Genomic DNA, 15,057 nt, shown 5'->3' on the forward strand with positions numbered 1-15,057 from the left:
CCTTAGTGAGCGGATTCCGCGTGGCTCATGTCCATGCCTTCCATGCCTTCGTGTGCGTTGTGCTCACCTTCGGGTTGGGTCATGTCCATGCTCTTACCGTGAGCCATAAATTTGTTAATAACGTCTTTAAACAAATCGGGTTTCACGTTGGAGAAGTATTCCACCTGGTTGTATTCGCTTGGCACAGCCACTTTCTCGAACGCAGCCATGTCGCTCATGGTGTTCGTGGACTGTTTAGCTTTAGCAACCCATTGGTCGAATTCGGCGCGGTCCTTTGTTGCGATAGCCTTGAACTTCATGCCGGAGAAGCCTGGTCCGCTATAGCTTGCGGAGATACCATCATAAGTACCGACTTCGTTGGCGATCAGATGCAGTCGAGTCTGCATACCGGCCATGGCATAAATCTGGCTACCCAGACGCGGGATAAAGAAGGAGTTCATCACGGAGTTGGATGTCACTTTGAACTCAACCGGAGTATTCGCCGGGAAGGCGATTTCATTCACGGTAGCGATACCCTGTTCCGGATAGATGAAGAACCATTTCCAGTCCATGGAAACCACTTCGATGGTAATGGGCTTCTCGTCATGCGCCAGCGGTTTGCTTGGCTCAAGAGCGTGAGTGGTTTTCCAGGTCAGTACGGCAAGGAAAATGATGATTAAGATCGGCACCGTCCAGACCACAGCTTCCACTTTATTGGAGTGTGACCAGTTCGGGCTGTACTTCGCATCTTTATTGCTTGCACGATACTTCCAGGCAAAACCAACAGCCATCAAGATGGCAGGAATAACGACAATCAACATCAGGCCAAATGCCGTCAGTATCAGTGAACGTTGTTCCAGTCCAATCTGTCCTTTAGGGTCAAGCAGCGCAGAATTACAGCCACTGAGTAACGCAGTGCCTGCAATTAATGACAACCATCCCAAACTTTTATTGTATTTCCTGAGTCTCATTTAACGACCTCAATTCCACGGGACCGGGTGGCGTTTAAAGTGTGAGGGCATTTTACGGGAAGGTTACATTACTGTAAACATCCTTGGATCTGTGTTACTGGGTTCTGCCGTGCATGTCACATATGTTGCAATATATGTCGCTTTGACTTTAAGAACCTGTTGCGACATCACGTTATAACGAAAGCAGGCAGACGGGGGACAGGCTGAGGGCAATTGGTATAACCAATACTAAAATAAAACAATTGTTTAACAATTGATTATCAATAAAAAGACAAATGATGAACAAAAAATAAATCTGATTCGGCTGAATCGAGTAAGGAAAATAGAATTTATAAAAGGAGTCAATAATTTCCAAATTCTATGGCGCACAAAACAACAAATATTATTTTCATTAACTGCTGTTTATTTGGCCGTTATAATTACGCAAGGTGATTACAACGGCCAAATTAATGTGAAAAATTACATCAGACGTGTTTTTCGTAGTGCAAGATAGTCCAGTAACCCACCAAATACGACGCCACAGATGACGACCGCGACTGAGACTTCAAGCAGCCCCGCCAGGAAAGAGAAGTTGGTGTAATCCAGCGCGTTCATGGTGAGCAGCAACAGCCAAACAGCCAGCAAACAGCAGCCCGCTACTAGCGTCATCAAAGCCAGATTGTATGCCCCACGGAACTCTGTGCGTGGAATAAAACTCTCATTTTGCCAGCTATGTTCCAGCGTCTGGCGGCAAACCAGCAGCAGCAGGAGTCCAGGGATCGCGGCAAACACGGAAAACAGATAAAACGTTGGCCATCCGTGCGCTTCGACGAACCAACCTGCCACTGGGCCCACATAGACGCGACCAACAGCCGAAAGGGCAGAGAGCAGGGCAAACTGGGTTGCGGAGAACGATTTATTACACAGCGTCATTAATAAGGCGACAAACGCCGCCGTGCCCATCCCGCCACACAGGTTTTCAAAGAAGACGGCGGCCGCCATACTGAACATGTGTTTGTCAGTGATGGACAGTAGCCAGTAACCTGCATTTGACGCCCCCTGTAGGATGCCGAATATCAGCAATGCGCGGAACAGCGAAAGGCGCTGCATTAGGATCCCGCCATAGAGTGCGCCAACGATGGTTGCCAGCAGCCCCAGCGTTTTATTCACCACGCCGACTTCACCCGCATCAAATCCGACGCCGCGGATCAAAAAGGTGGTGGTCAGGCTCATAGCGAAGGCATCACCGAGCTTATACAGCACAATGAGCAGCAAAATCAGCCAGGCGTTGTTACGACCAAAAAAGTCACGCAGCGGCGCAGCAACCGCTTGTTCCAATGTTTTAGGCACTGGAATGGTGTCAGTGGGTTCGGGCGCTAACAGGGTGGCGATAATGCAGGGAATCAGTAGCGCGGCCATCAGCCAGTACATACCTTGCCAGCCGAGCCAGCGGTCGGCCATCCACAGTGCCAGCCCGCCGGAAACCAGCATCCCTAAACGATAGCCCAGCACGCTGATTGCTGCACCGGTACCGCGTTCTTCTGCCGGTAAAACGTCTGTTTTCCAGGCGTCAAAAACAATATCCTGCGACGCCGAACAAAATGCGATCACCACTGCGAGTGCCGCCATCCAGCGTAACTGCGTTCCAGGTTCCAGAAAACCCATCGCGGCGATGGATATAAGAAGCAATACCTGGGTAGTCAACAGCCAACCGCGACGACGACCTAAAAACGGTGGGGTATAGCGGTCCATTACCGGGGACCAGAGAAACTTAAATACGTAGGCCTGGCCGACCAGAGAAAAGAAACCGATAGTTTTCAGATCGATATTTTCGACCGTCATCCACGCCTGAAGCGTACCGGAGGTCAGGGCGAGCGGTAAACCGGAAGCAAAACCTAACACCAGCAGAATCGCTGATTTTGGTTGCTGAAAAATACGTAAATAGTGATTGGACATGGGCATTAAAAGCTGACCCGGCGAAATGCCGGGTCAGGGGGCTTAAATTAGCGAGCGTTCTGTTTGATGAAATCGTGAACGCTGGTGTCCTGGGACATATCAGCGATGGTGTCGGTCAAGACGCTGTTAACGGCATCAGCAATATTTTTGTTAGAGGCCTGGAATGCGCCTTCAACAGAGTAGCTTGCACGGTAGTTTTTGGTCATCTTGTTACCGTTGGCAGCCGTTGCAATAATGGCGATGTCTGCTTTGGTGGCGATGTTATAGCGCACGCTACCCTGAGACACGTCAGCGTAAAGCTGGCTTACGATGATTTGCAGGTTAACTGCACCGTTTGGACCCACCATATAACCGCGTGCAGTCATCTGTTTTTCCAGCACTTCTTGCAGCAGGAAGCGCAGATCGCGGGACGCGGTCAGAGTAACCAGTTGATTGTCGCGGGTGACTTTTGCCAGTGCCTGATCCTGACGCTGGTCGGCACCGTTGATGCTGACAGTCACGCCCATCAGACTCGGATCCTGCTGTGGCAGGGTAATTTTCGGCGATACGTTGATGGTAGTGGGCGGAGTTGCGCAGCCAGCCAACATAAACAGCGCGACTAAAGGAAAGAGGATTTTTTTAAACATGCCAGGGCTCTCAGCGAATCTAAATTGTATGGTTAGAGAAAATTCCCGCCATCATAACATCGCCAACGATGAGGGGAAGTGGGTAACGCATGTAAATTCATCATGTTGTTCGTTTTATGATTTTGTAGAGACCATAAACGGACTTTTTGCAATAAATCGAAGTGAGGATTCAGTAAACTTCATTCGTTTGGGTGAGAAAATCAGACAAGCGCTAATTATTTGTTGCTAAGGTGTAATGAAAACGGTAAAAGCGGCTAGTATTTAAAGGGATGGGTGACATCTCAGCGTTGTCGGAGGAAAAATTTCATGATGATTCGTGAGCAAATAGAAGAAAAATTAAGGGCAGCGTTCCAACCCGTGTTCCTCGAAGTTGTGGATGAAAGCTATCGTCACAATGTCCCGGCAGGTTCTGAAAGCCACTTTAAGGTTGTGCTGGTCAGCGATCGCTTTACAGGTGAACGTTTTCTTAATCGTCATCGGATGATTTACAGCACGTTAACGGCGGAGCTTTCCACAACCGTTCATGCCCTTGCCCTGCATACCTACACTATTAAGGAGTGGGAAGCATTGCAGGATACAATTTTTGCATCGCCTCCGTGTCGTGGGGCGGGAAGCATCGCGTAAAAACGGATTTGCAACAACCGACGCTTTTCCAGTATGTTGCTACAGAATATGTGAAAACGGCCTACGGGCCGTTTTGTTTTGTCTGAATTCTGCGTAGGTCGTCCAGTATTCAGACAAAAATTAGCCGGGAATTGTGAAAAAAGCCGCAGCAACGCGCAATAACCGTTCTCGACTCATAAAAGTGATGCCGCTATAATGCGCGTCTTATTTTTCGGAATGTCTTCGGGATGATTCTGACGACAGGGAATGTGATTGATTATGAGAACATCCCAGTTCCGCGAAGCCAACAACCTGTGCTTGCGGAGAAGAGTTGACCGAGCACTGTGATTTTTTGAGGTAACAAGATGCAAGTTTCAGTTGAAACCACTCAAGGCCTTGGCCGCCGTGTAACGATTACTATCGCTGCTGACAGCATCGAGACCGCTGTGAAAAGCGAGCTGGTCAACGTAGCGAAGAAAGTGCGTATTGACGGTTTCCGCAAAGGAAAAGTACCGATGAATGTTGTTGCTCAGCGTTATGGCGCGTCTGTTCGCCAGGACGTTCTGGGCGACCTGATGAGCCGCAACTTCGTTGACGCGATCATCAAAGAAAAAATCAATCCGGCTGGCGCACCGAACTACGTTCCGGGCGAATACAAACTGGGTGAAGATTTTACTTACGCGGTAGAGTTCGAAGTTTACCCGGAAGTTGAGCTGACTGGCCTGGAAGCAATCGAAGTTGAAAAACCGGTTGTTGAAGTTACTGACGCTGACGTTGACGTGATGCTGGACACCCTGCGTAAGCAGCAGGCAACCTGGAAAGACAAAGACGGCGCTGCTGATGCAGAAGACCGTGTAACCATCGACTTCACCGGCTCTGTAGACGGCGAAGAGTTCGAAGGCGGCAAAGCGTCTGACTTCGTACTGGCGATGGGCCAGGGTCGTATGATCCCGGGCTTTGAAGAAGGCGTTAAAGGCCACAAAGCTGGCGAAGAGTTCACCATCGACGTGACCTTCCCGGAAGAGTACCACGCTGAAAACCTGAAAGGTAAAGCCGCTAAATTCGTTATCAACCTGAAGAAAGTTGAAGAACGTGAACTGCCGGAACTGACCGAAGAATTCATCAAACGTTTCGGCGTTGAAGATGGTTCCGTAGCAGGCCTGCGCGCTGAAGTGCGTAAAAACATGGAGCGTGAGCTGAAAGGTGCTGTACGTAACCGTGTTAAGTCTCAGGCGATCGAAGGTCTGGTTAAAGCCAACGACATCGACGTTCCTGCTGCACTGATCGACAGCGAAATCGACGTTCTGCGTCGTCAGGCTGCACAGCGTTTCGGTGGCAACGAGAAGCAAGCTCTGGAACTGCCGCGTGAACTGTTCGAAGAACAGGCTAAGCGTCGCGTAGTTGTTGGTCTGCTGCTGGGCGAAGTGATTCGTACCAACGAACTGAAAGCTGACGAAGATCGCGTAAAAGGCCTGATCGAAGAAATGGCTTCTGCTTACGAAGATCCGAAAGAAGTTGTTGAGTTCTACAGCAAAAACAAAGAGCTGATGGACAACATGCGTAACGTCGCTCTGGAAGAGCAGGCTGTTGAAGCCGTTCTGGCGAAAGCGAAAGTGACTGAAAAAGCCACTTCCTTCAACGAACTGATGAACCAGCAGGCGTAATTCGTCGCTTTTTTAGCACGAATTTCATACGCAAGCCCGTCACCTTTTGGTGGCGGGCTTTTTTTTGTCACGCATTTTGCATGGGAAGGGTGCGAAAACAGCGTTTCAGTGTTAGCGTTACAACAAAAGATTGTTATGCTTGAATTATGGCGATGTCGTACCCATTACTGAGGGACTAGCTGATAATCCGTCCATAAGGTTACAATCAGCACAGCAGGTTTTTTCAAATTTTATCCAGGAGACGGAAATGTCATACAGCGGCGAACGAGATAACTTTGCACCCCATATGGCGCTGGTGCCGATGGTCATTGAACAGACCTCACGTGGTGAGCGCTCTTTTGATATCTATTCTCGTCTACTTAAGGAACGCGTCATTTTTCTGACCGGCCAGGTCGAAGACCATATGGCTAACCTGATCGTGGCGCAGATGCTGTTCCTGGAAGCAGAAAACCCGGAAAAAGATATCTACCTGTATATTAACTCCCCTGGTGGTGTGATTACTGCAGGGATGTCTATCTATGACACCATGCAGTTTATTAAGCCGGACGTCAGCACCATTTGTATGGGCCAGGCGGCCTCAATGGGCGCGTTCCTGCTGACTGCCGGGGCGAAAGGTAAACGTTTTTGCCTGCCTAACTCTCGCGTCATGATCCACCAGCCTCTGGGCGGCTACCAGGGTCAGGCAACGGATATTGAAATTCATGCCCGTGAAATCCTGAAGGTAAAAGGGCGCATGAACGAACTTATGGCGCATCATACGGGTCAATCTCTTGAGCAGATTGAACGTGATACCGAGCGCGATCGCTTCCTCTCCGCTTCTGAAGCGGTGGAGTACGGTCTGGTCGACTCGATTTTGACCCATCGTAATTAATGCCCAGGGCGCAGGTGTGCCGCTATAATTACCTGGAGCGGCACAACGCTGACTAGCGTCTTGCGCCTGAGAATGGCATTTGCGTCGTCGTGTGCGGCACAAAGAACAAAGAAGAGGTTTTGACCCATGACAGATAAACGCAAAGATGGCTCGGGCAAATTGTTGTACTGCTCTTTTTGCGGCAAAAGCCAGCATGAAGTGCGTAAGCTGATTGCCGGACCATCCGTGTATATCTGCGACGAATGTGTTGATTTATGTAACGACATCATTCGCGAAGAGATTAAGGAAGTAGCACCGCACCGTGAACGCAGTGCGCTGCCGACGCCACATGAAATTCGCAACCACCTGGACGATTACGTTATTGGCCAGGAACAGGCGAAGAAAGTGCTGGCGGTCGCGGTATACAACCATTACAAACGTCTGCGCAACGGCGACACCAGCAATGGCGTCGAGTTGGGTAAAAGTAACATCCTGCTGATTGGCCCGACGGGTTCTGGTAAAACGCTGTTGGCTGAAACGCTGGCGCGTCTGCTGGACGTTCCGTTCACCATGGCCGATGCCACCACCCTGACCGAAGCCGGTTATGTGGGTGAAGATGTTGAAAATATTATTCAGAAGCTGCTGCAGAAGTGCGATTACGACGTGCAGAAAGCGCAGCGCGGTATTGTCTATATCGATGAGATCGACAAGATTTCGCGTAAATCAGACAATCCGTCTATTACGCGTGACGTTTCCGGTGAAGGCGTACAGCAGGCGCTGTTGAAACTGATCGAAGGTACGGTTGCCGCCGTTCCGCCGCAGGGGGGTCGTAAACATCCTCAGCAGGAATTCCTGCAGGTTGATACCTCCAAGATCCTGTTTATCTGCGGTGGGGCATTTGCCGGTCTGGATAAAGTCATTGCTAACCGTGTTGAAACCGGCTCCGGCATTGGTTTTGGCGCAACGGTAAAAGCGCAGTCTGACAAAGCCAGCGAAGGTGAACTGCTGTCGCAGGTAGAACCGGAAGATCTGATTAAATTTGGTTTGATCCCTGAGTTCATCGGTCGTCTGCCGGTTGTGGCAACCCTGAGCGAACTGAGCGAAGAAGCGCTGATTCAGATCCTGAAAGAGCCGAAAAATGCCCTGACCAAGCAGTATCAGGCGCTGTTCAATCTTGAAGGTGTGGATCTGGAATTCCGCGAGGAAGCGCTGGATGCTATCGCCAGGAAAGCGATGATTCGTAAAACCGGTGCGCGTGGTTTGCGTTCTATCGTCGAAGCCGCGCTGCTCGACACCATGTACGATCTTCCTTCTATGGAAGACGTTGAAAAAGTGGTGATCGACGAGTCGGTGATTGGCGGTCAGAGCAAGCCGTTGCTGATTTACGGTAAGCCGGAAGCACAGCAGGCATCTGGCGAATAATTCATCAATTCATACAGACGTTTAACCAAAAAGGGGGGATTTTATCTCCCCTTTTATTTTTCCGTAAACATGGCGTTGAATGTGTGGGAAACATCCCCATATACTGACATACATGTTAAAGGTGGTGTGGAGCACAGTCGTACCACCTGATTACCTGGCGGAAACTAAACTAAGAGAGAGCTCTATGAATCCTGAGCGTTCTGAACGCATTGAAATCCCCGTATTGCCGTTGCGCGATGTGGTGGTTTATCCGCACATGGTCATACCCTTATTTGTAGGGCGGGAAAAATCTATCCGTTGTCTGGAAGCGGCTATGGACCATGATAAAAAAATCATGCTGGTCGCGCAGAAAGAAGCGTCAACGGATGAGCCGGGTGTAAACGATCTTTTCACCGTCGGGACCGTGGCCTCTATTTTGCAGATGCTGAAACTGCCTGACGGCACCGTAAAAGTGCTGGTCGAGGGGTTACAGCGCGCGCGTATTTCAGCGCTGTCTGACAACGGCGAGCATTTCTCTGCGAAAGCGGAGTACCTTGATTCGCCTGCTATTGATGAGCGCGAACAGGAAGTGCTGGTGCGTACCGCTATCAGCCAGTTCGAAGGCTATATCAAGCTGAATAAGAAAATCCCACCAGAAGTGCTGACGTCGCTGAACAGCATTGACGATCCTGCACGTCTGGCGGACACCATCGCAGCGCACATGCCGCTGAAGCTGGCTGACAAACAGTCCGTGCTGGAGATGTCCGACGTTAACGAACGTCTGGAATATCTGATGGCAATGATGGAATCTGAAATCGATCTGCTGCAGGTTGAGAAACGCATTCGCAACCGCGTGAAAAAGCAGATGGAGAAGTCCCAGCGTGAGTACTATCTGAACGAGCAGATGAAAGCGATTCAGAAAGAGCTCGGCGAGATGGACGATGCACCGGATGAAAATGAAGCGCTGAAGCGTAAGATCGACGCGGCGAAGATGCCGAAAGAGGCAAAAGAGAAAGCGGAAGCAGAGCTGCAGAAGCTGAAAATGATGTCTCCGATGTCGGCGGAAGCGACGGTGGTGCGTGGCTACATCGACTGGATGGTACAGGTTCCGTGGAATGCGCGTAGCAAGGTCAAAAAAGACCTGCGTCAGGCGCAGGAAATCCTCGATACCGACCATTATGGTCTGGAGCGCGTGAAAGACCGTATTCTTGAGTATCTTGCGGTCCAGAGCCGTGTGAACAAAATCAAGGGACCGATCCTGTGTCTGGTTGGACCGCCGGGGGTGGGTAAAACCTCTCTGGGTCAGTCCATCGCGAAAGCGACAGGGCGTAAATACATCCGTATGGCGCTTGGCGGCGTGCGTGATGAGGCTGAAATTCGTGGTCACCGCCGGACCTATATCGGTTCGATGCCGGGCAAACTGATCCAGAAAATGGCCAAAGTGGGCGTTAAAAACCCGCTGTTCCTGCTTGATGAGATCGACAAAATGTCTTCTGACATGCGTGGCGATCCGGCATCAGCACTGCTTGAGGTATTGGATCCAGAGCAGAACGTGGCGTTCAGCGATCACTACCTGGAAGTGGACTACGACCTCAGCGACGTCATGTTCGTTGCGACGTCGAACTCCATGAACATTCCGGCACCGTTGCTGGATCGTATGGAAGTGATTCGTCTGTCTGGCTATACCGAAGACGAGAAGCTGAACATTGCGAAACGTCATCTGTTGCCAAAACAGATTGAGCGTAATGCGCTGAAAAAAGGCGAACTGACGGTTGATGATAGCGCCATTGTGGGCATCATTCGTTACTACACCCGTGAAGCGGGCGTGCGTAGTCTGGAGCGCGAAATCTCCAAACTGTGCCGCAAAGCAGTTAAGCAATTGTTGCTCGATAAATCACTGAAACACATCGAGATCAATGGCGATAACCTGCACGACTACCTGGGCGTACAGCGCTTTGACTATGGCCGTGCGGATAACGAAAACCGCGTGGGTCAGGTGACCGGTCTGGCGTGGACGGAAGTGGGCGGCGATCTGCTGACCATTGAAACCGCCTGTGTTCCAGGTAAAGGCAAGCTGACTTACACCGGATCGCTCGGCGAAGTGATGCAGGAATCCATTCAGGCAGCACTGACCGTGGTGCGTGCGCGTGCGGAAAAACTGGGTATTAATCCGGACTTTTACGAAAAACGCGACATCCACGTTCACGTACCTGAAGGGGCAACGCCGAAAGATGGTCCAAGTGCGGGTATAGCGATGTGTACCGCGCTGGTTTCTTGTCTGACCGGTAACCCGGTTCGTGCCGATGTGGCGATGACTGGCGAGATCACCCTGCGTGGTCAGGTTCTGCCTATTGGTGGTTTGAAAGAGAAACTGCTGGCGGCGCACCGCGGCGGCATTAAAACGGTCTTAATTCCAGACGAAAACAAACGTGACCTGGAAGAGATTCCGGACAACGTCATTGCCGATCTTAATATTCACCCGGTGAAACGTATTGAGGAAGTTCTGACTCTTGCGTTACAAAATGAACCCTCTGGAATGCAGGTTGTGACGGCAAAATAGTGACCTCGCGCAAAGAGCATTAATAAAAACAGGGCTGGCAGGCCATTTCGGGCTTGCCAGCCTTTTTTTGTATAGCTAATTTAGATAACGGATTGGGCTTGCCATCATTATCGGGTGTTGTAAGGGCATGGCAGGCCTGATATAACTGCTGCGCGGTCGCACTTTGAAGGATTCTGGTGCGATATATATTATAAAGAGGAAGAGAAGAGTGAATAAATCTCAACTGATCGACAAAATTGCTGCAGGGGCTGATATCTCTAAAGCTGCGGCTGGACGTGCGTTAGATGCAATTATTGCTTCTGTTACCGAATCCCTGAAAGAAGGTGATGACGTAGCACTGGTAGGTTTTGGTACTTTTGCCGTTAAAGAGCGTGCTGCCCGTACTGGTCGCAACCCGCAAACAGGTAAAGAGATCACCATCGCCGCGGCTAAAGTACCGGGCTTCCGTGCAGGTAAAGCACTGAAAGACGCGGTAAACTAAGTGATTTCCCCTTTGGGGATGTGACTAAGTACAAGGGCGCATCAACCGATGTGCCTTTTTTATTTCCGATTCCGGTACTTTCTATGCGTTGTGGGCTGACAATTGCCCCTGTTTCTTGTCACAATAGGCCTTTGTGCGCAGCGTTCAGGAAACGCTATGCTGCGTGAAGCATATATACTCAAAATCCTTGCCGCCGTTGTTGTGTCAACGCGCAGGCGGCCTGAAGGGTAACGCGTATAGTCATCTACAGCGGAGTGTGGTTACACCATGATGGACAGCTTACGCACGGCTGCTAACAGTCTCGTGCTCAAGATTATTTTCGGTATCATTATCGTGTCGTTCATTTTGACCGGCGTGAGTGGTTACCTGATTGGCGGGGGCAATAACTACGCCGCCAAAGTGAATGGCCAGGAGATCAGCCGCGGGCAGTTCGAGAATGCGTTCAACAGCGAACGTAACCGCATGCAGCAACAGCTGGGCGATCAATATTCTGAGCTGGCGGCGAACGAAGGTTATATGAAAACGCTGCGTCAGCAGGTGCTGAATCGTCTTGTGGACGAAGCGCTGCTGGATCAGTACTCCCGTGAGCTTAAGCTCAACATTAGCGACGATCAGATTAAGCAGGCTATTTTCGCCACGCCGGCTTTCCAGGTTGACGGTAAATTTGATAACAACCGCTATAACGCGATTGTTAATCAGATGGGCATGACTGCCGATCAGTACGCGCAGGCATTGCGTAACCAGCTCACCACGCAACAGTTGATCAACGGCGTTGCCGGGACCGACTTCATGCTGAAGGGTGAAACGGACGAACTGGCTGCACTGGTTGCACAGCAACGTATCGTGCGTGAAGCGACGATTGATGTTAATGCTCTTGCCGCGAAGCAGTCGGTTACCGAGCAGGAAGTTGCCAGCTACTACGAGCAGAATAAAAACAACTTTATGACGCCGGAACAGTTCCGCGTGAGCTACATCAAGCTGGATGCTGCTGCTATGCAGGAGACGGCCAGCGATGCTGATATTCAGTCTTACTATGACCAGCATCAGGATCAGTTCACTCAGCCGCAGCGTAATCGCTACAGCATCATCCAGACCAAAACGGAAGATGAAGCAAAAGCGGTGCTTGATGCGCTGAACAAAGGCGGTGATTTTGCGACTCTGGCGAAAGAAAAATCTGCTGATATCATCTCTGCCCGTAACGGCGGTGATATGGGTTGGCTGGAAGACTCCACCACCCCAGATGAACTGAAAAATGCCGGTCTGAAAGAAAAAGGCCAGCTGTCAGGTGTGATTAAGTCTTCTGTTGGTTTCCTCGTGGCGCGTCTTGACGACGTACAGCCTGCGCAGGTTAAACCGCTGAGCGAAGCTCGTGACGACATTGCGGCGAAAGTGAAGCAGGAAAAAGCGCTGGATGCCTACTATGCGTTGCAGCAGAAAGTCAGCGATGCGGCCAGCAACGATAACGAATCTCTGGCGGGTGCGGAGCAGGCTGCAGGGATGAAAGCGGTTGAAACGGGCTGGTTTAGCCGTGACAGCCTGCCGGAAGAACTGAATTTCAAACCAGTCGCTGACATCATTTTCAATGGTGGTCTGGTTGGCGAAAACGGTACGCCGGGCAGTAACTCCGATATCATCACCGTGGATGGCGATCGCGCGTTTGTGCTGCGTATTAGCGAACACAAAGCCGAAGCCGTGAAGCCACTGGCTGAAGTGAAAGAGCAGGTAACTGCGCTCGTTAAGCACAATAAAGCAGAGCAGCAGGCGAAGCTTGATGCCGATAAACTGCTGGCGGATCTGAAAGCCGGTAAAGGCGATGAAGCGCTGAAAGCTGCGGGGCTGCGCTTTGGCGAGGCAAAAACGCTGAGCCGCACGGGCCAGGATCCGTTGAGTCAGGCGGCCTTTGGCCTGAGCCTGCCTGCGAAAGACAAACCGAGCTACGGTGTTGCGAACGATATGCAGGGTAACGTTGTACTGCTGGCGCTGGACGAAGTAAAAGCAGGCTCTATGCCAGAAGCACAGAAAAAAGCGATGGTTCAGGGGATTACTCAGAACAACGCGCAGATTGTCTTCGAAGCGCTGATGAGCAACCTGCGTAAAGCCGCAAAAATTAAAATCGGTGATGCGCTGGAACAGCAGCAATAACCGAGGCAGTTCGCAAAAAATTGCAAAAAGTTGTATCTACCAAAGGCCGCTTTCGCGGCCTTTTCCATTTCTGATATTTGCCATTTGTCTGCCGTTCATCCCCCCGCTATCGTGATTCCACTGTTAACAAACAAGGAGAAAACAGTATGAAACATGGAATCAAAGCCTTGCTTATCACTCTTTCATTGACCTGCGCCGGCATGGCCCAAACTGCGTTGGCGGCTGAGCCTGTCGCCAAAAGCCAGGCGACACAAACCAAAGCGGAAAACTCAGGGGCGGCACAAAGCAAAGCCACACTGCCCGCTAAAGCAAGCGACGATGAAGGCACCAGGGTAAGCATCAACAGCGCTTCTGCGGAGGATTTAGCGCGAGTCATGAATGGCGTAGGTCTGAAGAAAGCGCAGGCGATTGTCAGCTATCGTGAGGAGTACGGGCCATTTAAAACAGTCGATGATTTAAAGCAGGTGCCGGGGATGGGCAGCTCGCTGGTGGAACGTAACCTGGCAGTTTTAACACTTTAATAACTTGCACAGCGCTGAAAATTTGCCAGACTAGAGAGGTCATACCAGTTATGACCTCTCTACCCTAAAGTATGTTCTTATAAAAACAACGTAAGGTTTCTGCGCTATGCAAACACAAATCAAAGTTCGTGGTTTTCATCTTGATGTCTATCAGCACGTTAACAATGCCCGCTATCTTGAGTTTCTGGAAGAAGCCCGCTGGGATGGTCTGGAAAACAGCGACAGCTTTCAATGGATGACTGCACACCACATCGCTTTTGTGGTTGTTAACATCAATATCAACTACCGCCGTCCTGCCGTGCTGAGCGACCTGCTGACCATTACCAGCCAGGTGCAACAGCTAAATGGTAAAAGCGGGGTGTTAAACCAGACAATTACCCTGGAGCCGGAAGGGCAGGTGGTGGCAGATGCATTGATAACCTTCGTCTGTATTGATTTGAAAACGCAAAAAGCGCTGCCGCTGGAAGGGGAGTTACGCGAAAAACTGGAGCAGATGGTGCAGTAGCTCAACGTTGCCTGATGGCGCTTCGCTTATCAGGCCTACGGGCGATATTGTGTACGATGAATGCTGTCGGTAGGCCGGATAAGGCGTTTACGCCGCCATCCGGCACTATTCGCACTATTATTTCAGGTCGGTTTTCTGCTTCATTGCCGCCATCACTGCCGGTTTATCCGCCAGATAATGGTTCAGGCCGTTGGCACGCAGATTACACGCCGCACAGTGACCGCAACCGTCACCTTTGATGCCGTTATAGCAAGTTAGTGTTTCTTCGCGTACCAGGTCCAGCTTGCCCCAGTAATCAGCCAGCGCCCAGGTTTCGGCTTTATCGATCCACATCAGTGGGGTTTCAAAGCGAATATCTTTCGCCATTCCCAGACTGACGGCATGGTTCAGGGCTTTGACAAACTCATCGCGACAGTCCGGGTATCCAGAGAAATCCGTTTCACAAACGCCGGTAATGACCGCCTCTGCCTGCACCTGGTACGCGTAAATTGCTGCCAGCGTTAAGAACAGAATATTGCGTCCTGGCACAAAGGTATTGGGAATGCCGTTCGCATCCGGTTCGTAATCGGGTACCGGAATGTTATCGCGGGTCAGGCTGCTGACAGCCAGTTCGCTGAGCAGCGTGACATCAAGCACTTTGTGCGCACGTGCGCCAAGTTTTAAGGCCAGGTCACGTGCGACATCAATCTCAGCGCGATGGCGCTGACCATAATCAAAGGTCACGCAGTGCACTTCATCATACTGATGCAGCGCTTGCGCCAGACAAGTCGTGGAGTCCTGACCTCCACTGAATACAACAACGGCACGTTTCATGGCTTT

13 protein-coding genes are annotated in these 15,057 nt (G+C 50.7%); 9 read left to right on the plus strand and 4 right to left on the minus strand.

From position 1 onward, the window contains the following. Positions 1-2 precede the first annotated feature (2 nt). The 3 genes from cyoA to OGX91_RS12105 all read right to left on the minus strand — a co-directional run bounded on the left by cyoA (position 3) and on the right by OGX91_RS12105 (position 3,511). Positions 3-950, minus strand: coding sequence for a cytochrome o ubiquinol oxidase subunit II (cyoA, locus tag OGX91_RS12095; protein ID WP_003021613.1), 948 nt, complete (start codon positions 948-950; stop codon positions 3-5). A gap of 459 nt (positions 951-1,409) precedes the next feature. After that, a complete protein-coding gene (gene ampG / locus OGX91_RS12100) occupies positions 1,410-2,885 on the minus strand; it encodes a muropeptide MFS transporter AmpG (RefSeq protein ID WP_286626418.1) in 1,476 nt (491 codons plus the stop codon). A 47-nt stretch (positions 2,886-2,932) separates the two neighbouring features. Next, the gene (locus OGX91_RS12105) at positions 2,933-3,511 is read right to left on the minus strand and encodes a lipoprotein (RefSeq protein WP_005125164.1); all 579 of its coding nucleotides are present in this window, start codon (positions 3,509-3,511) and stop codon (positions 2,933-2,935) included. Positions 3,512-3,817: 306 nt separating this feature from the next. Between OGX91_RS12105 and bolA the strand changes: the two genes are divergently transcribed. From bolA to OGX91_RS12150, 9 genes are all read left to right on the plus strand, one after another. Beyond that, positions 3,818-4,135, plus strand: coding sequence for a transcriptional regulator BolA (gene bolA, locus OGX91_RS12110; protein ID WP_040232707.1), 318 nt, complete (start codon positions 3,818-3,820; stop codon positions 4,133-4,135). A gap of 344 nt (positions 4,136-4,479) precedes the next feature. Beyond that, the gene (tig, locus tag OGX91_RS12115; RefSeq protein WP_003021622.1) at positions 4,480-5,778 is read left to right on the plus strand and encodes a trigger factor; all 1,299 of its coding nucleotides are present in this window, start codon (positions 4,480-4,482) and stop codon (positions 5,776-5,778) included. A gap of 247 nt (positions 5,779-6,025) precedes the next feature. After that, positions 6,026-6,649, plus strand: a complete 624-nt coding sequence (clpP, locus tag OGX91_RS12120) for an ATP-dependent Clp endopeptidase proteolytic subunit ClpP (RefSeq protein WP_003021624.1) — start codon at positions 6,026-6,028, stop codon at positions 6,647-6,649. Between the two features lie 126 nt (positions 6,650-6,775). Then, a complete protein-coding gene (gene clpX / locus OGX91_RS12125; protein ID WP_040232704.1) occupies positions 6,776-8,050 on the plus strand; it encodes an ATP-dependent protease ATP-binding subunit ClpX in 1,275 nt (424 codons plus the stop codon). A gap of 184 nt (positions 8,051-8,234) precedes the next feature. Next, entirely contained in the window at positions 8,235-10,589 is a 2,355-nt protein-coding gene (lon, locus tag OGX91_RS12130) for an endopeptidase La (RefSeq protein WP_003831014.1), read from the plus strand. Between the two features lie 190 nt (positions 10,590-10,779). Next, positions 10,780-11,070 (plus strand): nucleoid-associated protein HU-beta, encoded by a 291-nt coding sequence (gene hupB, locus OGX91_RS12135; RefSeq protein ID WP_219352570.1) that lies wholly within the window; start codon positions 10,780-10,782, stop codon positions 11,068-11,070. Between the two features lie 267 nt (positions 11,071-11,337). Then, positions 11,338-13,212: a peptidylprolyl isomerase gene (gene ppiD, locus OGX91_RS12140; RefSeq protein ID WP_286626380.1), complete on the plus strand. Its 1,875-nt coding sequence runs from the start codon at positions 11,338-11,340 to the stop codon at positions 13,210-13,212. 146 nt (positions 13,213-13,358) lie between these two features. Beyond that, a complete protein-coding gene (locus OGX91_RS12145; RefSeq protein ID WP_005125169.1) occupies positions 13,359-13,733 on the plus strand; it encodes a helix-hairpin-helix domain-containing protein in 375 nt (124 codons plus the stop codon). A gap of 106 nt (positions 13,734-13,839) precedes the next feature. Continuing rightward, positions 13,840-14,238, plus strand: coding sequence for a YbgC/FadM family acyl-CoA thioesterase (locus OGX91_RS12150; protein WP_005125170.1), 399 nt, complete (start codon positions 13,840-13,842; stop codon positions 14,236-14,238). Between the two features lie 117 nt (positions 14,239-14,355). On the opposite strand, the gene queC is transcribed toward OGX91_RS12150, so the two are convergent. Continuing rightward, positions 14,356-15,051, minus strand: coding sequence for a 7-cyano-7-deazaguanine synthase QueC (gene queC, locus OGX91_RS12155; RefSeq protein WP_149691430.1), 696 nt, complete (start codon positions 15,049-15,051; stop codon positions 14,356-14,358). Positions 15,052-15,057 lie beyond the last annotated feature (6 nt).

Origin of the sequence: Citrobacter sp. Cpa228, from assembly GCF_030333085.1 — a bacterium.
Lineage (GTDB): Bacteria > Pseudomonadota > Gammaproteobacteria > Enterobacterales > Enterobacteriaceae > Citrobacter > Citrobacter pasteurii.